Source organism: Nocardioides sp. NPDC000445 (assembly GCF_040300245.1).
Lineage (GTDB): Bacteria > Actinomycetota > Actinomycetes > Propionibacteriales > Nocardioidaceae > Nocardioides.
On the sequence record NZ_JBEPDH010000011.1, the window covers coordinates 31373 to 53972 of the forward strand.

The 22600-nt window shown below is 68.6% G+C and carries 21 protein-coding genes; 14 read left to right on the plus strand and 7 right to left on the minus strand.

The genetic code is table 11. The features are described 5' to 3' along the window. Positions 1-29 precede the first annotated feature (29 nt). The 3 genes from hflX to ABT304_RS15995 all read left to right on the plus strand — a co-directional run bounded on the left by hflX (position 30) and on the right by ABT304_RS15995 (position 4372). Positions 30-1514, plus strand: coding sequence for a GTPase HflX (gene hflX, locus ABT304_RS15985; protein WP_350716498.1), 1485 nt, complete (start codon positions 30-32; stop codon positions 1512-1514). Positions 1515-1614: 100 nt separating this feature from the next. Next, positions 1615-2367 (plus strand): SGNH/GDSL hydrolase family protein, encoded by a 753-nt coding sequence (locus ABT304_RS15990; protein WP_160025428.1) that lies wholly within the window; start codon positions 1615-1617, stop codon positions 2365-2367. A gap of 10 nt (positions 2368-2377) precedes the next feature. Next, positions 2378-4372, plus strand: coding sequence for an ATP-dependent DNA helicase (locus ABT304_RS15995; RefSeq protein ID WP_350716500.1), 1995 nt, complete (start codon positions 2378-2380; stop codon positions 4370-4372). A gap of 57 nt (positions 4373-4429) precedes the next feature. Here ABT304_RS15995 and ABT304_RS16000 read toward each other — a convergent pair whose 3' ends face one another. The 3 genes from ABT304_RS16000 to lexA all read right to left on the minus strand — a co-directional run bounded on the left by ABT304_RS16000 (position 4430) and on the right by lexA (position 8746). Beyond that, a complete protein-coding gene (locus tag ABT304_RS16000; protein ID WP_350716502.1) occupies positions 4430-5986 on the minus strand; it encodes an MXAN_6640 family putative metalloprotease in 1557 nt (518 codons plus the stop codon). A gap of 74 nt (positions 5987-6060) precedes the next feature. Further along, positions 6061-7731: an alkaline phosphatase D family protein gene (locus ABT304_RS16005; RefSeq protein WP_350716504.1), complete on the minus strand. Its 1671-nt coding sequence runs from the start codon at positions 7729-7731 to the stop codon at positions 6061-6063. Between the two features lie 247 nt (positions 7732-7978). Further along, on the minus strand, positions 7979-8746 hold the full coding sequence (gene lexA / locus ABT304_RS16010; RefSeq protein WP_160025424.1) for a transcriptional repressor LexA: 768 nt from the start codon (positions 8744-8746) through the stop codon (positions 7979-7981). A 182-nt stretch (positions 8747-8928) separates the two neighbouring features. On the opposite strand from lexA, the gene ABT304_RS16015 reads away from it, so the two are divergent. Continuing rightward, positions 8929-9306, plus strand: a complete 378-nt coding sequence (locus ABT304_RS16015; RefSeq protein ID WP_160025423.1) for a LysM peptidoglycan-binding domain-containing protein — start codon at positions 8929-8931, stop codon at positions 9304-9306. A gap of 113 nt (positions 9307-9419) precedes the next feature. On the opposite strand, the gene ABT304_RS16020 is transcribed toward ABT304_RS16015, so the two are convergent. Further along, a complete protein-coding gene (locus ABT304_RS16020; RefSeq protein ID WP_350716506.1) occupies positions 9420-10316 on the minus strand; it encodes a hypothetical protein in 897 nt (298 codons plus the stop codon). Positions 10317-10714: 398 nt separating this feature from the next. Here ABT304_RS16020 and nrdR point away from each other — a divergent pair, with 398 nt between their 5' ends. The 3 genes from nrdR to ABT304_RS16035 all read left to right on the plus strand — a co-directional run bounded on the left by nrdR (position 10715) and on the right by ABT304_RS16035 (position 14795). Beyond that, positions 10715-11215 carry a transcriptional regulator NrdR gene (gene nrdR, locus ABT304_RS16025; RefSeq protein WP_160025421.1) on the plus strand — a complete coding sequence of 167 codons (501 nt, stop codon included), beginning with the start codon at positions 10715-10717 and terminating at the stop codon, positions 11213-11215. Between the two features lie 164 nt (positions 11216-11379). Continuing rightward, a complete protein-coding gene (locus tag ABT304_RS16030) occupies positions 11380-14307 on the plus strand; it encodes a vitamin B12-dependent ribonucleotide reductase (RefSeq protein WP_350716508.1) in 2928 nt (975 codons plus the stop codon). 137 nt (positions 14308-14444) lie between these two features. Beyond that, positions 14445-14795: an HIT domain-containing protein gene (locus tag ABT304_RS16035; RefSeq protein WP_350716510.1), complete on the plus strand. Its 351-nt coding sequence runs from the start codon at positions 14445-14447 to the stop codon at positions 14793-14795. Between the two features lie 51 nt (positions 14796-14846). Here ABT304_RS16035 and ABT304_RS16040 read toward each other — a convergent pair whose 3' ends face one another. The 3 genes from ABT304_RS16040 to ABT304_RS16050 all read right to left on the minus strand — a co-directional run bounded on the left by ABT304_RS16040 (position 14847) and on the right by ABT304_RS16050 (position 16529). After that, complete coding sequence (locus ABT304_RS16040) at positions 14847-15845, minus strand: hypothetical protein (protein ID WP_350716512.1); 999 nt, start codon at positions 15843-15845, stop codon at positions 14847-14849. Positions 15846-15933: 88 nt separating this feature from the next. Then, the gene (locus tag ABT304_RS16045; RefSeq protein WP_350716513.1) at positions 15934-16104 is read right to left on the minus strand and encodes a DUF8730 family Cys-rich protein; all 171 of its coding nucleotides are present in this window, start codon (positions 16102-16104) and stop codon (positions 15934-15936) included. 35 nt (positions 16105-16139) lie between these two features. Beyond that, the gene (locus tag ABT304_RS16050; protein ID WP_350716515.1) at positions 16140-16529 is read right to left on the minus strand and encodes a carboxymuconolactone decarboxylase family protein; all 390 of its coding nucleotides are present in this window, start codon (positions 16527-16529) and stop codon (positions 16140-16142) included. Between the two features lie 128 nt (positions 16530-16657). On the opposite strand from ABT304_RS16050, the gene ABT304_RS16055 reads away from it, so the two are divergent. The 7 genes from ABT304_RS16055 (at position 16658) to ABT304_RS16085 (ending at position 22598) form a co-directional block, all read left to right on the plus strand. Continuing rightward, positions 16658-17080 (plus strand): DUF302 domain-containing protein, encoded by a 423-nt coding sequence (locus ABT304_RS16055; protein ID WP_350716516.1) that lies wholly within the window; start codon positions 16658-16660, stop codon positions 17078-17080. Beyond that, positions 17064-17324 carry a metal-sensitive transcriptional regulator gene (locus tag ABT304_RS16060; RefSeq protein WP_091051628.1) on the plus strand — a complete coding sequence of 87 codons (261 nt, stop codon included), beginning with the start codon at positions 17064-17066 and terminating at the stop codon, positions 17322-17324. Before ABT304_RS16055 ends, ABT304_RS16060 begins: the two co-directional genes overlap by 17 nt. 214 nt (positions 17325-17538) lie before the next feature. Continuing rightward, a complete protein-coding gene (locus tag ABT304_RS16065) occupies positions 17539-18588 on the plus strand; it encodes a hypothetical protein (RefSeq protein WP_350716518.1) in 1050 nt (349 codons plus the stop codon). A 73-nt stretch (positions 18589-18661) separates the two neighbouring features. After that, positions 18662-20674: an MDR family MFS transporter gene (locus ABT304_RS16070; RefSeq protein WP_350716520.1), complete on the plus strand. Its 2013-nt coding sequence runs from the start codon at positions 18662-18664 to the stop codon at positions 20672-20674. A gap of 52 nt (positions 20675-20726) precedes the next feature. Beyond that, on the plus strand, positions 20727-21029 hold the full coding sequence (locus tag ABT304_RS16075) for a hypothetical protein (RefSeq protein WP_350716522.1): 303 nt from the start codon (positions 20727-20729) through the stop codon (positions 21027-21029). Continuing rightward, complete coding sequence (locus tag ABT304_RS16080; RefSeq protein ID WP_350716524.1) at positions 21029-22231, plus strand: WXG100 family type VII secretion target; 1203 nt, start codon at positions 21029-21031, stop codon at positions 22229-22231. Before ABT304_RS16075 ends, ABT304_RS16080 begins: the two co-directional genes overlap by 1 nt. Positions 22232-22238: 7 nt before the next feature. Next, on the plus strand, positions 22239-22598 hold the full coding sequence (locus tag ABT304_RS16085; protein ID WP_350716526.1) for a hypothetical protein: 360 nt from the start codon (positions 22239-22241) through the stop codon (positions 22596-22598). Positions 22599-22600: the final 2 nt, after the last annotated feature.

Below are 22600 nucleotides of genomic sequence, written 5' to 3' on the forward strand. Positions count from 1 at the left end.
GTGGTGCGGCGCCGTACCCTTGTTGGTATATGACGAACAACGCACACGATTTTTCACTCGCTGACGAGCTCGAGGCCACCGAGGACTGGGACGCGCTCGACGACGGCTTCGAGTCCGGCTACGCCGACGAGGATCCCGAGGACATCGACCCCACCGTCGGTGCGATGGAGCTCGCCGAGCGGCACGCGCTCAAGCGCGTCGCCAGCCTGCGCACCGAGCTCGAGGACATCACCGAGGTCGAATACCGCCAGCTTCGCCTGGAGCGAGTGGTGCTCGTGGGCGTGTGGGCCGGCGGCACCCAGACCGACGCGGAGAACTCCCTGGCCGAGCTCGCGCTCCTCGCCGAGACGGCCGGCTCGGAGGTGCTCGAGGCGATCTACCAGCGCCGCCAGGCGCCGGACCCCGCGACGTACATCGGACGCGGCAAGGTCGAGGCGCTCAAGGAGATCGTCGCCGCGACCGGCGCCGACACCGTGATCGCCGACGGCGAGCTGGCGCCGAGCCAGCTCAGGAACCTCGAGGACCGCACCGGGGTCAAGGTCGTCGACCGGACCGCGCTCATCCTCGACATCTTCGCCCAGCACGCCAAGTCGCGCGAGGGCCAGGCACAGGTGGAGCTCGCCCAGCTCAACTACATGAAGCAGCGGCTGCGTGGTTGGGGTGGCAACCTGTCCCGCCAGGCCGGTGGCCGTGTCGCCGGTGGTGCCGGTATCGGTGGCCGTGGTCCCGGTGAGACCAAGATCGAGACCGACCGCCGCCGGATCAACACCAAGATCGCCAAGCTCAACCGTGAGCTGAAGGCGATGAAGGGCACCCGCGACACCAAGCGTGCCGACCGCAAGCGCCACCACATCCCAGCGGTCGCGATCGCCGGCTACACCAACGCCGGCAAGTCGTCGCTGCTCAACCGGCTCACCGGTGCCGGGGTGCTCGTCGAAGACGCGCTCTTCGCGACCCTGGACCCGACCACCCGCCGCACCACCACCGAGGACGGCCGGGTCTACACGATGTCCGACACCGTCGGGTTCGTGCGCCACCTGCCCCACCAGCTCGTCGAGGCCTTCCGCTCGACGCTGGAGGAGGTCGCCGACGCCGACCTGGTCGTGCACGTCGTCGACGGTTCTCACCCTGATCCCGAGGGTCAGCTGGCCGCGGTGCGTGAGGTCTTCGCCGAGATCGGTGCCAGCGAGGTACCGGAGCTGGTGGTGATCAACAAGGCCGACATCTCCGACCCGCTGGTGATCGCCAGGCTGCTGCGCGCCGAGCCACACTCCGTCGCGGTCTCGGCCAAGACCGGCGAGGGCATCGACGCGGCCATCAAGGCCGTCGAGACCGACCTGCCGCGACCGGGCGTCGAGTTCTCCGCGCTGGTTCCCTACGAGCGGGGCGACCTGGTCAACCGGATCCACCAGCACGGCGAGATCGACCACCTCGAGCACACTGCCGAAGGCACCGTCGTCAAGGGCCGTGCCAACGCGGACCTGGCCGGCGAGCTGGCTGCGTACTCTGCGTGATCTCGGGCGCTGATCTTCGACGCTGATCCGGCGTTGCGACATTGGCGATGACAGGCTGGTCCCTCACACTTGGGACGATCAGTCGTCGGAGAGGTCAGGGATGCGGACAGAGGTACGCCACGCGGCGCGCGCCACGATCGTGAGCGCGCTGGCTGGTGCTGTCCTGGTGGCCACGCTGGCGGGCTGCGGCAGCCAGGACGAGGGCGCACTCCCGGGGCAGAAGGCGAGCCACGAGTCCGAGGTGACCCAGGACCTGTGCACTCGGCTGGCCGCCGAGTCGGTGACCCGCGCCTCTGTGGTGACCGGAGCCGGCGAGAAGGTCGTGGTGATCGGTGACTCCTGGGCCTCGGGCTTCGGGCTGGACGACCCCGGCCTGTCCTGGCCGCGCTATCTCGACGGCGAGGTGCGGGTCTCCGGCTTCGGCGGCACCGGCTACTCGCACGAGCTGATGGAGCGGTGCGGCCCGATCTCGTTCCCCGAGCGGGTCCCCGACGCGGTGGCGCAGGGAGCCGACCTGGTCGTGCTCGAGGGCGGCATCAACGACTCCAAGAGCGATCTCGACGACGTCGAGAAGGGCTTCCGGGCCACTCTGGACGAGCTGAAGGGCCACGAGGTGATCGTGCTCAGCGCGCCCAAGGTGAACTCCCGCGCCAAGGCCATCCGGGGCGTCAACAAGATGATGCGGCGGGTCTCGGCGGAGTACGGGGTGACGTACATCAATGTCTTCGACCTCGAGCTGCCGATGCTCGAGGACAACACCCACCTGACCGTGGCGGGCCACATGCAGTTCGGGGAGATCGTCGCCCGCCGGATCGCGGAGAGCCGATCGGAGACTGTCCCCGCCCACGGCTAAGGTTGCCCAAGTGACCGTCACCGAAACCGCATCCCCGACGCCCGTACGTGAAGCCCTGGCGGATGCGGTCGCGACCCTCGGCGGGGCCACCCGCGAGGGTCAGGTGCTGATGGCCGACGCGGTCGCGCAGGCCCTGGCCGACGAGGAGCACCTGCTGGTCGAGGCCGGCACCGGCACCGGGAAGTCGCTGGCCTACCTGGTCCCGTCGCTGCTCCACGACAGCCGGGTCGTGGTCGCTACCGCGACCCTGGCGCTGCAGCACCAGCTCGTCGAGCGCGACCTGCCGCGCCTGGTCAAGGCGATCGGCTCGCGCCCCGGCGTCGACGCGTCCTACGCCGTCCTCAAGGGCCGCTCCAACTACGCCTGCCTCCACCGGGTGCGCGAGGGCGCCCCCGACGACCAGGGCACCCTGGTCGACGTCCCGCTGGGCCCGATGGCCGAGAAGGTCCTCGAGCTGCGCAGCTGGGCCGAGAAGGAGGCGGAGAAGGGCGGCAGCGGCGAGCGCGACTCCGCGCCCCGCCACACCGACCGCGAGTGGCGCCAGGTCTCCGTCAACCACCGCGACTGCCTCGGCGCCGCCAAGTGCCCCTTCGGCGAGGAGTGCTTCGCCGAGGTCGCCCGCGACAAGGCCCAGAAGAGCCACCTGATCGTCACCAACCACTCCCTGCTCGCGATCGACGCGATCGAGGGCGTGCCGATGATCCCGGAGTACGACGCCGTAGTGATCGACGAGGCCCACGAGCTCGTCGCCCGGGTGACCCAGGCGGCGACCGACGAGCTGACCGCGGCCGAGGTGGAGCGGGCCGCCCGGCGGGCCCAGAAGCACATCGAGGGCTCCGAGGCCGACGACCTCGCCGACGCCTCCGACGCGTTGCGGGCGGCGATCAACGAGACCTCGCCCGGCCGGCTGATCACGCTGCCCGAGGTCGTCTCGGACGCGCTCGTGCTGGTGCGCGACGCCGCTCGGTCCGCGCTCTCCGCGCTCCCGAAGCCGAAGGACTCCGAAGGCGCCGACCCCGGCTTCCAGCAGGCCAAGGGCGGCCTCCAGGAGGTCTTCACCACCGCCGAGCGGATGGCCGCCGCCTCCGAGCACGACGTGATCTGGCTCAACGAGGGCGGAGACCGGATCCCGCCGCGCCTCTGCGTCGCGCCGCTGCAGGTCTGGGCGCAGATGCGCGAGAAGCTGCTCACCGAGAAGACCGTCGTCTTCGCCTCGGCGACCCTCAAGCTCGGCGGCGACTTCGGCCCTGTGGCCGGATCTCTCGGGCTCAAGGCGGAGGAGCGCACGGAGGTGGGCGCCGGGGCGCAGCGTACCGATGACGTGCTGCCGTGGATCGGGCTCGACGTCGGCAGCCCGTTCGACTACGGCAAGCAGGGGATCCTCTACGTCGCCCGCCACCTGCCTCCTCCCGGACGCGACGGGATGGGCGCCAAGACCCTGGACGAGATCGTCGACCTGGTCGACGCCGCCGACGGGCGTACGCTCGGGCTCTTCTCCTCCCGGCGTGCCGCCGAGGCCGCCGCCGAGGTCGTGCGCCAGAAGCTGCCTCACCTGACCACGCTGGCCCAGGGCGACGCGCAGCTGCCCGAGCTCGCCGCGCAGTTCGTCGCCGACCCGCACACGGTGCTCTTCGGCACGCTGTCGCTGTGGCAGGGCCTCGACGTACCCGGCGACACCTGCCAGCTCGTGATCATCGACCGGATCCCGTTCCCGCGGCCCGACGACCCGCTGATGTCAGCCCGGCAGCAGGCGGCGGACAAGGCCGGCGGCAACGGGTTCATGCAGGTCGCCGCCACCCATGCCGCGCTGCTGCTCGCCCAGGGCGCCGGCCGGCTGATCCGCACCACCACCGACCGTGGCGTGGTCGCCGTCCTGGACGCCCGCCTGGCCACCGCGCGCTACGGCGGATTCCTCAAGGCCAGCCTGCCGCCGATGTGGGCGACGACCGACCCGGACGTCGTACGGAAGGCCCTCAAGCGCCTGTCGGAGATGGCCTCGTCCTGACCTGAAATCACGCCGAGTCGGCTCGTTCTAACGAGCCGACTCGGCGTGATGTGAGGGTCAGCGGTACGTCTTCGCCCACCAGCGGTGGGTGGCCTTGTCGGGGGTCGCGATGCCGTGGCACGAGAACGCGGTGCCCTGGCCGCAGTTGAAGTTGCTGCTCGCGTTGGCGAAGGTGACCTCGACCTTGCGGATCCGCTTCGAGGAGAAGCCCTCGATGGTCTTGGTGGCGATGCCCTTGCTGTTGGGCTTGAGGTAGTAGACGCCGCGGGTGCCGTCGGTGCGGAAGATGCTCACCACGGCGCCGTTGGCGTTGGGCCGGGCCACGTCGACCTTGACCCGCAGCTTCCAGCCCTTGCCGACGTTCTTCGGGACGAGGCGCTGGGAGGCGTAGGTGAGGTGCTTGAGGGTGAACTGGCCGTCGACGGTCTGGCGCTTGGCGGGCAGCGCAGTGCGGCCGTCGTAGACCGGCGGGTAGTAGAACCGGCCTTCGCTGTAGGTCTTCGACGGGGCCAGGTTGGCGGCGGCGAAGCGGATGTACTGCTGCTTCAGCGTGGTGCCACGAGCGGCGAGCGCCTGCCGGATGGCGGTGGTCGAGTAGGTCGACGGCGCTCGGTTCCAGATCGAGAGGACGACCTCCGGCAGGGTCCCGCGCTCCTTGGCGAAGCGCTCGGACAGGTAGCGGAAGAAGATCCAGTTGCCGTAGATGCCGAGGTTGGAGGCGTAGGAGTTGTCCAGCGGCTTGCGCTGGTCCTCGAGCTGGCCGTAGCCCAGGTACTGCCGGTTGTCGTTGATGCTGTCGTAGACCTCGTCCTCGACCCAGGTCGCGGTCGACTCCATCATCCAGCGGTCCTCGCCGGCGTCGTAGGCGAACTGGACCGCGTGGAAGTACTCGTGGGCGGCGGTCACCCGGAGGTTCTCGGTGGGTGTGTTGACCGTGCCGTACTCGCTGGTGGCGTAGTCGTTGTCCATGACGCAGTAGGCCGTCGCGGCCGTCTTGGAGACCTTGGTCTCCGGCGCGCAGTATCCGTAGTAGCCCTCGTCGTAGAGGTTCTCCAGGTAGATGTCGACCTTGCCCGGGGTGACCGACTTGTCGGCCGCGGGCTTGCGGTAGCCCGCCTGCACGTAGAGGTTGTGGACCTTCGTGACCACGTCACGGACCTGGTTCGCGTACGTCGACGAGGCGCGGTCGCCGCCCTTGCCCGGCGTGTAGTGGACGCAGACCGCGTCGCTGCAGGTCTGGGTGGCGGTGCGCGGGCGGGCGAGCAGTTCACGCGCGGCCGCCTTGTTGGAGCCGTCCAGGGCGTCCTTGGCGTTCCACAGGTCGGTCAGCGCGATGGTCGCGTCGGGCCGGCCGGCGACGTGCCGCCCGGGCACGACCTGGCGGGCGCCGCGTACTGACTGGTTGCGCTTGACCTTCTTGGCCGCGGCGAGCGCCTCCCGGGCCGCCTTCTCCGTCACCGGCTGCTCGGCGCTGGTGTCACCGCCGGTCCTCACCGAGGTCGCCGGCGTCGAACCGGTTGCGGGCATGGTGGCGACGAATGTCGCGACGACCATGCCTGCGATCAGGACGAGGGATCGTTGTTTGCGGTTGATCCGGCGGGCAATGTTTCGCATGAGGTACCAGACGTTCGGGAAGGCAGACCTGGGCAGTCTAAGCGCAGAGCGCCGCTGTGTCCGGCGGACACGGCCTAGACGGGCTCCGTGACGTGATGGAGCCTGTTGCTTCCGGTGGCGGTGGCGTACGACCTGGTCCAGGTGGCGGTGGTGTTGGAGTCCTTGCGCTCGCCGATGACGTACCAGTCCATCTGCGCCCGGTTGCGGGTCACGTCGAGGACGGAGAAGCCGTGGTCGTCGAAGTTGAGGTAGCGGACGTGGCGGTTGGCGGTCCTGATGATGTTCTCGACCGTGAGGCTGACCGTACGGCGCGGCGCACCGAGGATGTCCTTGAGGTTGTTCGAGGTCACCGAGGTGGCCACGAACTCGACCCCGGCGGTCTTGCCGAGCGGGTAGACGGCGGAGTCGTACGGCAGGTCGCAGGCCCACGCCGAGTGGATGTCGCCGGTGACGAAGACGGTGTCGGTGATCGCGTTGTTGCGGATGTGCTCGAAGAGCTCGGTGCGGTCGGCGGTGTAGCCGTCCCACTGGTCCACGTTGTAGGCGATGCCGTTGTCGGGCAGCAGGCCGGTGACGTCGTTGACCGGGCTGATGAGGCTCTTGGGGAGCGCGCCGAAGGTGACCGGCGCGATCATCACCGGGTTGCCGACGATCTTCCACCGGGCATCGGTGAGCAGGCCGTCCTTGAGCCAGGCGAGTTGCTCGTCACCGGTGATCGTGCGGTCGGGGTCGTCGACGCCGGCGAGGTCGGTGCGGGCGACCTGCTGGGAGCGGTAGGAGCGCAGGTCGAGCATGCTCAGCTCGAGCAGGTTGCCGAAACGCAGCCGCCGGTGGATGCGGTCGTGGAGGTGGCCGTCGGTCTCCACCGTGGCTGTGCCGTCGACGCGCAGCGGCATCCACTCGTCATAGGCCTGGTTGGCGTTGGTCTTGCGGTCGATCCAGTCGTACTCGCCGGGCTCGTTGTTCTCAGCACCCAGCAGCCAGGCGTCGTTGGCCGACTCGTGGTCGTCCCAGGTGACGATCCAGGGCAGCCGGGCGTGGGCGGCGGCGAGGTCGACGTCGCGCTTGTACTGCGCGTGCCGGATCCGGTAGTCGGCCAGCGTGTGTATCTCGTGGGCCGGCTCGTGCGGCCGGACGTCCTCGTTGGCCATGCCGTAGCCGTACTCGCCGGGCGCGTACTCGTAGAGGTAGTCGCCCAGGTGGAGGATCGCGTGCAGGTCGTCGCGGGCGGCCAGGTGGCGGTAGGACGCGAACCAGCCGGCCTGCAGGTTGGAGCAGGAGACCACCCCGAAACGTACGTTCTCCGGGGTTGCGTCCGCGGCCGGAGCGGTGCGGGTGCGGCCGACCCGGCTGGTCTGGCCGTTGTAGGTGAAGCGGTAGAAGTACCAGCTCTCCGGGGCCAGGCCGGAGACGTCGAGCTTCACGGTGTGGTCGCGGTCGGGGCCCGTCTGCTGGGATCCCTTCGCGGTGACGCGGCCGAAGTCGGCGGTGGGTGACACCTCCCAGCGGACCAGGACCTCCTCGCCCCGCCCTGACCCCGGAGTCGCGTCCGCGGTCGGCGTGACCCGGGTCCAGATGACCACGCGGTCCGGGAGCGGGTCACCGGAGGCGACACCGTGCTGGAAGTGGTTGAGCGTGCCACCCGCGGCCTCGGCGGGCTCGGGAAGCGCGATGGCTCCGGCTCCTGCGGCGGTCGCCAGCCCGGCGGCGATGAGGGTACGGCGGTCGATCTGCGTCTGGGTCACGCTGTATGGAACGACGCAGCCGCCGGCCCTGTCATGGGCCGGCGGCTGGATTTCACGCAGTGTTCTCGGGGAGGGCATGTCTGGGAAAGACACGGCGGCCGCGAGCGGCGTTTCGGGCCGATCTGGCAAGGCGGCGCTGCGAAGGCATCCTGGAGGCTGTCGAGCGGCGCCAACGCAGCCAGATCGGATGCGAAACGTCGCGTAGCGGGCGTGGATTTGCCAGACATGCCCTCCGGTTCCGGGAGGCTCAGAGGCTTCGCAGAACCGCCGTCACCTTGCCGAGGATGGTCGCGTGGGTGCCGTCGATCGGCTCGTACGCCGCGTTGTGCGGCAGCAGCCAGACCTTGCCGTCCTTGCGGGAGAGCGTCTTGACCGTGGCCTCGCCGTCGATCAGCGCGGCCACGATCTCGCCGTTCTCGGCGGTCGGCTGCTGGCGCACGACCACGAAGTCGCCGTCGCAGATCGCCGCGTCGACCATCGAGTCACCGGAGACCGAGAGCAGGAAGAGGTCGCCGTTGCCGACCAGCTGCTTGGGCAGTGGGAAGACGTCCTCGATGCTCTGCTGGCTCGAGGTCTCCTCGGCCAGGATCGGGCCACCGGCCGCGATCCGCCCGACCAGGGGGACCATGGCGGCGTCGGGGTTGGGGTTGATGTCGGCCTCGGCGGTGATCGTCGACTCGGGCTCCTCGCCGGACATGGCCTTGCGGTGGGCCATCACCTCCGGGAGGAAGACCTCGAGAGCGCGCGGTCGCTTCGGGTCCTTGCGGATCAGACCACGCTGCTCGAGCGCACGGAGCTGGTGGGCGACGCTGCTGGTGCTGGTCAGCCCGACCGCGGCCCCGATCTCGCGCATGCTGGGCGGGTAGCCGCGCTGCTCGATGCTGTCGCGCAGGTGAGCGAGGATGCGCTGCTGACGCGGCGTGAGCCCGGTCGCGTCCGGCGGCCCGTCGGGCAGCTCGCGGACGCGGCTCTTCTTCGAACCGCCTGATCCGGTGCCTGTCTTCTGCGTGGTCATGTCATCACATTAGTCCCTCTGGCACCACGACATCAAACATTTGTTCGACCTCGCGGGCGGCGCGTGTCGGCGTTCGAAAATTCTTGGGGCCGCTACTTGCGTTGTTCGAACACGTGATCTACCTTCGAACATGTGCTCGATCGAACACGTGATCGAGAGACTTGTGATCAGGAGGCCGTGAGATGAGTGCAACAGTCTATGTGCTGCCCGTAGCCGAGCCGCCGCGTCCGGCGCCGGAGGTGCGTCGCTCGACCGTGCGGCTCACGCGTCGCGGCCGAGTCGTCGTGTTCGCATTCGCGCTCGTGGTGCTCTTCGGGATCGCGCTGATCGGGGCGCGGGTGGCGTTCGCGGTGGAGAACGGTGCCGACAAAAGCCCCTCCACCTCCGCCCACACGATGGTCGTCGGCGATGGCGACACGCTCTGGGACATCTCCTCGAAGGCCGTCGCCGGCACCGACTCCTCGATTCGGGAGATGGAGCAGAGGATCAAGGAGCTCAACGGTCTCGAGTCCTCGATGCTCGTGTCCGGACAGACGCTGATCGTTCCGACCGCGCCGTAAGCGGCGCCGCATAGATGTCCGGCTGCTCCTTCGACCCCGGCAGCCGGCTACCGGGGAAAAGTGAGAGTGCTGCAGACGATGGGAAGCGTCTGCAGCACTCTCGCTGTGTCGGGTCAGTGGCGCCCGCGGTAGGGGCTGTCCGGCTCGGCCGGCGGCCACTGCTTGTTGCGTGTGCTGTGTCGCGGCGGCCACTCGTCGTCCGGCTCGGCCGTCGGCTCCTGGGGCTGGCGCTGGGTGGGCATCGCCTGGGTCGCGGCGGGGTCCTGGGTCAGTCGAGCCCTCGAGCCGGTCTGGCCGTAGCTGGTCGGGGTCTGGTAGGCGCCCGACTGATACTGCGGGGAGCCGGTCTGCTGGGTGGGGTAGCTGTCTGTGCCGTATCCCTGCGAGCCGTACCCCGGAGTGCTCTGCGGCGTCGACGTCGGTGTCGGCGGGCTGGAGTAGTAGGGCTGCGGGGTGGGCGGTGGGCTGGTCGGCGGCTGGTAGGACGATGCGCCGTAGGCGGCCCGGCTGCCGGTGTTGCCGTACACCTGGTCGCTGCTGGGGTAGCCGTAGGGCGACTGGGAGCCGGTGTCGGTGTAGGCCGAGCGGTTGCTGGTGTCGCCGTAGGGCGGCTGGCTCCCGGTGTCGGAGCTGTGCCGGCCGTACGAACCGGTGTCGTCGTAGCCGTAGGAGCCGGTGCCGTAGTAGTCCTGCTCCGGGTAGGCCTGCTCAGGGTAGGCCTGGTCGGAGTAGGCCGGGGCCGAGTAGTCCTGCTCCTCGACGTAGGCGTTGGAGTGGCTTCCGGTGTAGTCGTCGGCGGGTGGCGTGGTGGGGGAGCCGGAGAAGGCCCGCCAGGCCTTCCCGGCGAAGGTGAAGGTCAGGAAGAGGCAGGCGACTGCAACGACCGCCGCGATGGCGAGCTTCGCCCAAGCGCCGGAATCGCCTCCCCGTGCGTCGGCCCCGAAACCGACGGCGACCCACACGAGCACTCCCCAGATGACGAGGAAAGCCAGTGTCGCGATCGCAGGCAAGATGAAAGGTGGCCGGGGACTGCTTCTGGGGCGCGTGCCTCTCCGCGACCCGACGCGATTTCCTCCGGGGATGTTTGTCACGGGGGTCATTCTTACTCATCCAGCCCAGTCCGTCGCCCCTGAACCGGAATCTTTCGGTGTTTGACCGCCGACACGCCGGACACGCGGGTAAACACCGCGCTCGCTTGCATCGTCGTGGGGGCGGGCGTACGGTTACCACTACATCTAGTAGTTACACCGCTGTAGTTATCCACATCTAGTTCACATGAACAGGCGGATGGCCCACAGCGATGGGGGTGTTGTTCCACAGGGACTCACGCTCATATCCACAGGTTCCACAGGCTCGGGCCGCCAATGAGACGGCCTGGATCCACAGGTCTCACGAGAGGGGCTCGACCGTGCACTGTCCGTTCTGCCGACACAGCGACACCAAGGTGCTCGACTCCCGCGTGGCCGAGGACGGTGGCCAGATCAGGCGCCGCCGGGTCTGCCAGGAATGTGGGAAGCGGTTCACGACCGTCGAGCAGATGCAGCTGATGGTGGCCAAGCGCTCCGGCGCAGCGGAGCCGTTCAGCCGCGACAAGGCGGTGCACGGCGTACGCAAGGCATGCAAGGGCCGGCCGGTCACCGAGGACCAGCTCGCCTGCCTCGGCCAGGAGGTCGAGCAGGCACTGCGCAGCCAGGGGCTGGCCGAGGTTCCCAGCAACGAGGTGGGGCTGGCGATCCTCGCGCCGCTGCGGGAGCTCGACGAGGTGGCGTACCTGCGCTTCGCGAGCGTCTACCGGGCCTTCGGCTCGGTGGAGGACTTCGAGCGTGAGATCCAGATGCTGCGTACGGAACGGGAAGTCCAGGACTTCGAGGCAGAACATCCGGTCGAGGCCCCGGTGGGCTCCGACTAGGTCCCACGGGACACATGGACCGGCCCGGGCAGGCCGTGGGGAAGCGACCTGCTCGGGCCAATCAACGGCACAGCCAGCGGAAACAGATAGAACAGAGCAAGGACTCCACCATCAGCACCGACCAGCAGTACGGCACAGCGATCGATGACAACAGGGGGAACGAAATGACAGACACGGCAGCAGAGGCACAGGCATCGGCGAAGGCAGGCGCCGGGCTGAAGATCGAGCGGATCTTCAGCACCGAGGGCGTCCATCCCTACGACGAGATCACCTGGGAGCGGCGCGACGTCGTCCAGAAGAACTGGAAGACCGGCGAGACCGTCTTCGAGCAGACCGGAGTGGAGTTCCCCGACTTCTGGTCGATCAACGCCTCGACGATCGTGACGACCAAGTACTTCCGCGGCGCGCTCGGCACCGAGAAGCGTGAGCAGAGCCTGAAGCAGCTGATCGACCGGGTCGTGAACACCTACGTCGCCTCCGGCAAGGAGAACGGCTACTTCGCCTCCGACGACGACGCCGACCTCTTCGGTCGCGAGCTCACCTGGCTGCTGGTCAACCAGCACTTCGCCTTCAACTCGCCGGTCTGGTTCAACGTCGGCACCGAGTCCCCCCAGCAGGTCTCGGCCTGCTTCATCCTCTCGGTCGACGACTCCATGGACTCGATCCTGAACTGGTACAAGGAGGAGGGCCTGATCTTCAAGGGCGGCTCCGGTGCCGGTCTCAACCTCTCCCGCATCCGTTCCTCCAAGGAGCTGCTGAAGTCCTCCGGCGGCACCGCGTCGGGCCCGGTCTCCTTCATGCGCGGCGCCGACGCGTCCGCGGGCACCATCAAGTCCGGTGGCGCCACCCGCCGCGCGGCGAAGATGGTCGTGCTCGACGTCGACCACCCCGACATCGAGGAGTTCGTCGAGACCAAGGCGCGCGAGGAGGACAAGATCCGCGCGCTGCGCGACGCCGGCTTCGACATGGACCTGGGCGGCAAGGACATCTCGTCGGTGCAGTACCAGAACGCCAACAACTCCGTGCGCGTCTCCGACGAGTTCATGCGCGCCGTCGAGGAGGGCAAGAAGTTCGGCCTCCGGGCGCGTACGACCGGTGAGGTCATCGAGGAGATCGACGCCCGCGAGCTGTTCCGCAAGATCTCGATCGCCGCGTGGGAGTGTGCCGACCCGGGTCTGCAGTACGACGACACGATCAACGACTGGCACACCAACCCGGAGACTGGCCGGATCACCGGCTCCAACCCGTGCTCGGAGTACATGTCGCTGGACAACTCCTCCTGCAACCTGGCGTCGCTGAACCTGCTGAAGTTCCTCAAGGACGACGACACCTTCGACGCCGTGCGCTTCCAGCAGGCCTGCGAGGTCGTCTTCACCGCGATGGACATCTCCATCTGCTTCGCCGACTTCCCGACCGAGGCGATCGGCGAGACCACCCGCGACTACCGCCAGCTCGGCATCGGCTACGCCAACCTCGGCGCGCTGCTGATGGCGATGGGTCTGGGCTACGACAGCGAGGGTGGCCGCACGATGGCCGCCGCCATCACCTCGCTGATGACCGGTGCCGGCTACAAGCGCTCGGCCGAGCTGGCCGGTGTCGTCGGGCCGTACGCCGGTTACGCCCGCAACGCCGAGGCCCACCAGCGGGTCATGCGCAAGCACCAGGCCGCCAACGACGCGGTCCGCTCGATCAACCCGGTCGACCGCAACATCATCGACGCGGCGACCCGCGTGTGGAACGACGTCGTCGAGCTCGGCAAGGTCAACGGCTTCCGCAACGCCCAGGCCTCGCTGCTCGCGCCGACCGGCACCATCGGCTTCATGATGGACTGCGACACCACCGGCATCGAGCCCGACTTCTCTCTGGTCAAGTTCAAGAAGCTCGTCGGCGGCGGCTCGATGCAGATCGTCAACCAGGTGATCCCGCGCGCGCTGAAGAAGATGGGCTACCAGCCCGAGCAGATCGAGGCGATCGTCGCCTACATCGCCGAGCACGGCCACGTCATCGACGCCCCCGGCCTGCGCCAGGAGCACTACGAGGTCTTCGACACCGCGATGGGCAAGCGTGCCCTGCAGCCGATGGGCCACGTACGCATGATGGCGGCGACCCAGCCGTTCCTCTCCGGCGCGATCTCCAAGACCGTCAACCTGCCCGAGACCGCCACGGTCGAGGAGATCGAGCAGGTCTACATGGAGTCGTGGAAGCTGGGTCTGAAGGCCACCGCGATCTACCGCGACAACTGCAAGGTCGGCCAGCCCCTGGCCGACGGCAAGTCGGAGGGCGCCAAGAAGGACCAGGGTCTCTCCACCGCCGCCGCTGCGGAGGCCGCGGCCGCCGAGGTCGAGCCCGAGGTCGTCGAGAAGATCATCGAGAAGATCGTCTACGCGCCGACCCGCAAGCGCCTGCCGAAGTCCCGCGTCTCGCGCACCACCTCCTTCACGGTCGGTGGCGCCGAGGGCTACATGACCTCCGGTGCCCACGCCGACGGCGAGCTCGGTGAGGTCTTCCTCAAGCTCGGCAAGCAGGGCTCGACCCTGGCCGGTGTCATGGACGCCTTCTCCATCGCGGTCTCCGTCGGCCTCCAGTACGGCGTGCCCCTGGAGACCTACGTCTCCAAGTTCACCAACCTGAAGTTCGAGCCCGCCGGCCTGACCGACGACCCGGACGTACGCATGGCGCAGTCGCTCATGGACTACGTCTTCCGCCGCCTGGCGCTGGACTACATGTCCTTCGAGGACCGCTCGGCTCTCGGCATCTACTCCGCCGACGAGCGTCAGCGCTACCTCGAGACCGGCTCCTACGAGCAGCTCGGCAACGGCACCACCGCCGCCGAGCTGGTCCAGAAGCCGGCTCCGGAGCGCAAGGCTGCTCCTGTCGCCGAGCCGGTCGAGGCCGAGGTCGAGGAGGAGACCGAGGCCGAGGTCGTCGAGGAGGCGCCGAAGGCCACCGCCCACACCACCGCCGAGCTGCTCGAGTCGATCAGCGGCATGGCCATCGACAGCCCGCTCTGCTTCACCTGCGGCACCAAGATGCGCCCCGCCGGCTCCTGCTACGTCTGCGAGGGCTGCGGCTCGACCTCTGGTTGCAGCTGAGCCTGAAGGCTGAATGAGTCCGGTCCCGCACCCGAGGAAGGGTGCGGGACCGGGTTCGTTTTACGGGTGGGCGTGAACGACGAGCACGACAGCACGTGCCATGTCGCCGAATACGCTCGTCGGCCTATGGTCTCTGGATGACAAGCGGTGTCTCGTACGACGGGAACGACTTCTACTGTGACGTCGCCATTCCCCACCCCGACCGTCTCGACGTGGTGCACAACAGCGCCAGGGTGCTGGCGTTCCACCACACACGGCCGTTCTGGGCGGTCCACGTCGTGGTGGTGCCCAAACGGCACATCGGGTCGCTCACGACTGTGAGCGACGAGGATGAGATCGATGTACGTGAGCTGCTCGGTGTCGTCCAAACAGTGGCCAGAGACGTCGAGGTCGAGCATGGCGCCGCGGCCGTGCTCACCAATCTAGGTGCCTACCAGGACTCCAAACACCTGCATGTGCACGTCCATAGCGGCGGGCGCCGAGATTGACCCGGCGACGTGGGAGTCCCGGTGTCACTGGGTGACATCGGGACTCCCACGTCACCCCCAGTTCTCCAGGGTGCAATCGTCTCCGCACCTCGTCGGGGCGTCCGCCCAGCCGCGCTGGTGCAGTAGTTGCGCGACTCTGGCGGCCGTTCGGCATTGAGTCTCGAACACTTGGTGCCAGCGAAGGCGGGCGGTGAGCCTGCCGCCCAGCGCCAGGTCGTCGAGGTCGCGGTCGGCGTCGCGGCCCTGAGCTCTCCAGGACTCGTGGTTGAGGCGGCCATCGAGCTCCACGACGAGGCCGTACGCCTCGTATTCGACGTCGCGAAACTCGTTGCCTGTCGGAGTCAGTCGCTTGCTCTGGCGGGTGCCGGTGGGGATCCCGTGGGCGCGTTCGACGCGGGTGAGGTAGCCGTGCTCGAGGACCGAGCAGGTGCCCGCCTCCACGTCGGCGAGCAGACCGGTGATGAAGCCGCGACGGGGGAGACGTGGGTGGCGCTTCAGGGCTGTGCGTACGGCATCGGTAGTCACTCCACGGCAGCCGATGATGTCGGTGAGCAGGCCGATGACCTCGATCTCGGAGGTTGCCTCGCGAGCTCGGAGGAGGGCGTTGTCCTCGAGCTTGAGACGCGGTGGGCGCTGGCCGGCGAACGTCTGGCGGGCCAGCCCGACGACGCGGTGGACTACGACGCCCGGGGGTGCCACGAGGCGGCGGCTGTGGTCGATGGCAACGTGGATGGGGCCGTCGGCGTCGTCCGTGCGGAGAGGCTCGAGGACGGTGGGTCCGCACAGGGCGGCCGGCTCGGCGTAGAGCACCGCTGCCCAGGCGCGCTGGCGCCAGGTGAGGGGGCCGGTGTGGGTCACGTAGACGCCGCGATGGACCAGCTGCATCTCGCGGCGTCTGATCGCGCGACGGATGTCGTTCGCGGTGTATCCGCCGAAGGCGAGCTGAGCGCGGTTTGCCACGCCGTCCTGAAGCTCCAGCTCACGCTCGGCCCAGGCTCGCCGCGCAGCCAACTCGCGGGCGGAGAGCTCAAGGTCTGCAAGAGCCGTCACCTCTGCCCCCTTCCGGCCGCGATGAGCGTTGCTCGGAACGATAGGTGCAGGCACCGACAGTTTCGTGTGCTCTGGCGGTACCGAGGGATCAGTGGCCGAGGATGCGGCTCAGCCAGGTGCCGTTGGGGTCCTTGGGGTCCGCGGAGTGGCCGGGGCACCACTGGCCGGCGGGTACGGAGGCCTTGACGGTGGCGACATGGCGGCCGCAGCCGGCCCAGGTGGTCTTCTTGCACTTCTTGCAGCGGACGGGGCGACACATGGTTCGGTTCCTGCTTCTGTGGTTCTGGTCGGGGCTCAGGCGGGAGGTTCGCCGGCGTCGAGGGCGTCGACGAACTCGCAGAACGCGTCGAAGGCTCGCGCGCCGTGGATGGTTGCGGGGCCGCCGTGCATGAGGAAGGTGACGCCGATGGCCTCGGCTGCCTCCTGGGGGCTCGCGCCGGCGCGAGCGGCGGCCTGGCCGTGCGAGGCGATGCAGCCGTCGCAGCCCTCGACGACGCCGATCGCGAAGGCGATCAGCTCCTTGGTCTTGCGATCGAGCGCGCCATCGGCGAAGGCCGCCTTGGAGAGCCCGCCCCAGCCCTTGTAGACGTCGGGGATGGCGCGGCGTAGCTCCTGGTGGAGCGGCCCCAGGTCACGCAGGACGCTCTTGCCGTGAGGTGAGCTGTGGTCGGTCGGGGTGGTCATGATGGCTCCTTTCGGCGTGGTCGAGGGACTTTCTCTCCTCGGCGGCATAACCCCCCGGGGGGTTATGTTGACGACGGTAGCATAACCCCCCGGGGGGTTATACAATCACTGAAGACGAAGGAGAACCGATGACCAGCTTCACCCTGAGCGCCACCATCCCCGCGTCGTACGCGGAGACCTTGGCGCGCGTGCGAGATCTCCTCGGCGACGCCGGATTCGGCGTCCTCACCGAGATCGACCTGGCCGCCACCCTGCACGCCAAGCTCGGTGTCGACATCCCGCAGCAGGTGATTCTCGGAGCCTGCAGGCCCCGGCTCGCACATCGTGCGCTCGAGGCCGACCCGCGGATCGCGACGATGCTGCCGTGCAACGTCGTGGTGGCGGCCGAGGGGGAGGAGACCCGGGTGGAGATCTTCGATCCGGCTGCGATGACCTCGTTCAGCTCGGACGCCGGCGTCGCCGAGGTCGCGGCGGACGCGCGTCGGCGCCTCACCGTCATGTTGGAAGCACTCACCGAAGAGAAGAAGGACGACGATGCAGCTCGAGCCTGACGAGATCAAGGCCATCATCACCCGACTCAAGAAGGCCAACGGACACCTTGCGTCCGTGATCCGGATGCTCGAGGAGGGCTCGGAGTGTGAAGACGCCCTGACTCAGCTCGCGGCGGTCAACAAGGCGGTCAGCCGAGGCGGTTACGCGCTGGTCGCCACCGGGCTGGAGAAGTGCCTCGCCGAGGGCGGGCGCGACAGTGTCGACACCAAGAAGATGGAGAAGCTCTTCCTCGCTCTTGCCTGATCGGCGGGCCGATCACCGTCCACAGGCGAGCTCCGGGACAGGGTTATCCACAGGCCGGTGATAGGCGCTGGCGGGGCCTCAGGATCCGAGGTCTGCTGGGGTCATGCCCAAACGAAAGAAGCGTGAGAAGTCACCTCGTCCACCGAACAGGCCCGGGGATCCGCGGCGGCGGTCGTTCGCGGAGAAGGTCATCGACAGTCCCTATTGGCCGGCGATGTTCGCGGTGAACGACGCCGAGGCCCGCGGGGATGTGAAGTCGGCCTTGGAGATCATCCACACGACCAGCGATCAGCTCGACAAGGAGCAGTTCTGGCATCCGTCGCGTCTCGAGCGGCTTGAACAGCTGCGGCTGCTCGCGGCGCTCATGCCGAGGTGGGCGCATTCGCGATGGATCGTCGCACAGGCGATGCAGAGCACCAACGCGCGCAACCAGTGGCGGATGTCGAAGGCGATCCGGGTCGCGCTGGACGTCCGTGGCGGCCCCGACCCCGGACGTGACCGGGAGGACGACCGGATCCAGATCTTGGATCGCGACTGGGTCTACCGGCAGACCTTCCTCTACGAGCTCGGCGGACTCGAGGCGTTCTTGCGCCACAACGCGTCCGGCGACCTGATCGCCGGTGCCGACCGGATCTGGGAATGGGTGCGGGCACCGATGCGCGCCCTACGGCTGCTGGGACGCGAGCCGCGACACCTGGTCTGGGAGGATCCGAGGACCGGAGAGCAGCTGTCCACGATCAACATCGGTGCCGGACTGCTCGTCGACGACGAGGAGTGCGTGATCGGCCGGATCGTGCCGATCGACGACGGCCTGATGTTCGAGACCGCGCCGCTGCGGGTGCCTGAGGAGGTGGCGTACGCCGTCGCGGATGAGCCGGAGCGGTGGATCGACGCGCTGCGTGACAGGACCGGCAGGGCGGGTCGCGAGCCGGGGGAGATCTGGACCCACCGCGGGCTGCGTGACTACGGCTTGCTCACCGACATTCCGTACGGACTGGTCAACCTCGCCATGGACGCGGGCCTGCACGCGTTCAGGAGTCCCGATGACGAGGCGCTGGAGGAGCTCGACGAGCTGTTCAACCACCCGGCCGACTATCCCGCCTGCCTGGCCGCGTGGCTGGTGCGACCGGAGACGATCACGGCACTCGCTGCGGGCGTGCCGCTGGAGGGTCTGTCCGCGCTCGGCGGGTTCGCAGAGTTCGTCCACGAGCCGGCCGCGAGCCTGATCCGCGACCTGGCCGACCATCACGAGGAGGCTGCCTGACACTCCGCGAGGCCTCCCGCTCCGACCTGGAGTTTGGCTTAGTTTGATTCCAGTCGAGACCGTGGGGGTCGCAATGGCAGCACCGCAGGCGACGTCGGACGCCGAGCCTCAGCTGAGCCGGCGCCGGATCAATCTCATCTTCGGGACCGTGCTGCTCGGCATGCTGCTCGCGGCGCTCGACCAGACGATCGTGTCGACCGCGCTGCCGACGATCGTGGCGGACGTCGGAGGGGCCGGCCACATGTCCTGGGTGGTGTCGTCTTACCTCCTGGCCGAGACGGTGGCGACCGTGCTCGCCGGCAAGTTCGGCGACCTCTTCGGTCGCAAGCTGATGCTGCAGGTCTCCGCCGGGCTCTTCATCCTCGCCTCGGCCGCGTGCGGGTTCGCGACCGACATGGCCTGGCTGATCGGCGCGAGAGCCGTGCAGGGCATCGGCGCCGGTGGCCTGATGGTGACCGCGACGGCGCTGATCGGCGACATCATCCCGTTGCGCGACCGCGGGAAGTATCAGGGCGCCCTCGGCGCGGTCTTCGGTGCCACCACCGTCCTCGGGCCGCTCCTCGGCGGTCTCTTCACCGACCATCTCTCCTGGCGCTGGGCGTTCTACATCAACCTGCCGCTCGGCATCGCCGTGATCGCGATCGCCAGCCTGACCCTGCCGCAGATCGCCCGCGGCAAGCGGCCCTCGATCGACTACCTCGGCATCCTCTTCGTCGGCCTCGGCGCCTCGATGCTGACGCTGGCCGTCAGCTGGGGTGGGACCGAGTACCCGTGGGGATCGGCGACCGTCATCGGTCTGTTCATCGGCTCGGCCGTCGCCTTCGCGATCTTCGTCTGGGTCGAGTCGCGGGCGGTCTCGCCGATCCTGCCGTTGCGGCTGTTCCGGGACCGAGTGTTCACGGTCAGCGTCGTGCTCTCGTTCATCGTCGGCTTCGCGATGCTCGGCGCGATGACCTACCTGCCGACGTACATGCAGTACGTCCACGGCGTCTCCGCGACGTCGTCCGGGATCCGCACCCTGCCGATGGTCATCGGTCTGCTGGTGACATCGACAGTGGCGGGTTCGATCGTGGGCCGAACGGGTCGCTACAAGATCTTCCCGGTCGCCGGTGCGCTGATCATGTCGCTGGGCCTCTATCTGCTCTCGACCATGGACGCCGACACCAGCACGCTGATGATGTCGCTGTACCTGCTGATCATGGGCATGGGGGTCGGCCTGAGCATGCAGATCCTGACGATCATCGTGCAGAACACCGCGGCCTACGAGGACCTAGGCGTGGCGACCTCGGGCGTGACGTTCTTCCGGACGATGGGCAGCTCGTTCGGCGCCTCGATCATGGGCACCGTCTACGCCAACCAGCTCGCCGACCGGCTCCCTGCCGCCCTCGCCACGGCCGGAGTCTCCCCGAACGAGGTCGCGACACCCGCCCTGCTGCACACGCTGCCCGACGCCCAGAGCGCGCCGATCATCGGTGCCTACGCGGATACGTTGCAGGTCGTCTTCCTCGCCGCGGTCCCTGTCGCCGGGCTCGCGTTCCTGGTCGCGCTCTTCCTCAAGGAGGTGCCCCTTCGCGGCACCTCGAGGGCAGCTGCGACCGATACAGGCGACGGCTTCGCGATGCCCAACTCCTCCGACAGCGCGATGCGCCTCGATGCCGCCGTCGCCCAGCTCGTCCGACGCCAGCCGCCGGAGACCTTCACCATGCTCCGAGAGTCCGCGGTCGACCTCGATGCCGCGACCGCTTGGTGCGTACGCCAGATCGGGATCCGCGAATGGGTCGGCGGTGAGACCTCGTTGGTCGCGATCGGCCACCGCCTCGGGATGCCGGGCGCGGTGCTGGCGCCGGCGTTCGCCACCGCCGCGGCGGAGGGCTACCTCTACGGCGACGAGACGGCGTACGCCCTGACAGAGGCGGGCAAGGAGGAGCTCGCCAAGCTGGTCGCTGCGTTCAAGCAGTGGCTGTCCGCCGAGCTCTCCGACTGGGGTGCCGACGACGCCAAGCTCGACGAGGCGCTCGCCGTGCTCTCCCGCAGGATCGTCGAGGGTGAGCAGGACGTGCGCAGCCCGGCCGAGGCGGCCCCTTAGGGCTTTTGCTCTCGTCATGTTTGAAATCGGCGAAAGCGGGTAGGACGAAGGCATGAGTGACGACGACATGCACGTCAATCCCGACGATCTCAGGTCCATCAAGAGCACGCTCGACACCGCCGGCGGCGACCTCTTCAAGCAGGCCAAGCCGCTGCAGAAGACACCTGACGTCGGCGAGTCGTCCTCGGAGGTCGCGACCGCGCTGGCGTCGCTGGCGGCGGCCGTCGGCGGGATGGCGGAAGGCCTCGGGTCACTCAGCGACGGCGTACAGAATGCGCTCGACCACGCGACCACGACCGATGACGCGTCCGGCGACGCGGGCCGGCGTCATGAGCAGAGGGTGAAGGGCAACTGATGCCTGAGGCGATGGACACGAAGGTCTACGGCGACGCGTCGGCGGCGCAGACCGCGGCGGACGCGTGTACGACCGCCAAGGACGCGGTCGGTGACGCGCTCGACGATCTCGGCAAGGCGATCAAGACCGCCGGTTCCTGGAAGGGCCAGGCGGGCGCCGCGTTCGAGTCCAAGGCGGAGAAGCGCAAGAGCGACCTGCGCCAGCTCGAGTCGCGCATCGAGGCCATGGGCAAGGGTCTCTCGACCTTCTCGGGCGACCTCAAGGCGGTCGAGACCAAGATGTCGACGATCCGCACCGAAGCCAGCGGCGCTGGGCTCACGGTCAGCGGCACCATGATCTCGCCGCCGACAGACCCGGGCGAGGACGCCTCCGAGGGCGACGTCAACGCCCACAACACCAAGGTCGAGAAGTGGAACGACCTGGTCAGCCGGGTCGAGACGGCTCGCAAGGACGAGGACAACGCCCACGAGGACCTCGGCAAGGCGATCTCGAAGTCGACCGGCGACGGCTGGATCGAGGACCGGCTCGAGGACCTGGGCCTGCTGCCGAAGGATTTCTCCGACGGCATGCAGATCGGTGCGTACGCCCTGGGGCTGGCCGGTCTGGGAGCCGGTGCCGGGGTCGACTGGATGGTGAAGAGCCGTTACGGCACGTTCCAGCCGCGGGTGAACGGCAGGTTCGCCAGTCCGTCGAGCCTGACGAAGCTGGAGCGCGCCGCGAAGGTGCTCAGCGACAAGAACTGGCACGCGAAGGCCAACAAGGCAGCCGTACGCGGCAAGTGGCTGACCGCGGGCAAGTGGGCGACCCGGGCCGGCTGGGTGGTCACGGCCGGCACCTCGGCGTGGGAGCAGTGGCAGAAGGACGCCGACGACCCGTCGCTGTCGACGACGGAGCGGGTGAGCCGTACGGTGAGCACCTCCGCGATCACCACCGCGGGCGCCGCGGGTGGAGCCTGGGCGGGCGCTCAGGCCGGTGCCGCGATCGGCAGCATCTTCCCCGGCCCGGGCACGGTCATCGGCGGTGTCGTCGGTGGCGTGATCGGTGGTGCCATCGGCTCCGGGCTGGCCGGCAAGGCCGCCGACTTCGTTGTCGACGAGGCCGGCGAGCTCGGTGAGGCCGTGGTCGACGGGGTCAGCGACTTCGCGGAGGGCGCCGGCGAGGTAGCCTCCGATGTCGGCGACGCCATCACCTTCTGGGACTAGGACCGCAATGATCTGGGCCGCACTCATCCTCGTCGCCGGCGTCATCGGCGCCGGGGTCAGCATCTGGCAGCATCTCGGGCTCTCCGCTCGTGCCCGTTCCTGGGCGACCGCGTGGAACCGGGGCGGTGTGGGCGAGGACGTCGTACTCATCCATCTGCCCTGCATCTCCGCGCTGGCCATCACCGGCTCGACGGCGTTCGGGCTCCTGCCGGAGCAGACCGCGGCATGGACGGTCATCGGCGGGCTCTTCCTGCTCACCTGCCTCGTCTATCCGCTGCTGGTCATCGTTCCCACCCCGTCGTTCATCAAGCCGAAGTGGTATCGCGAGTCGCGCCCGAAGAAGAAGCGCGCCGCAGGAAAGAAGTGACC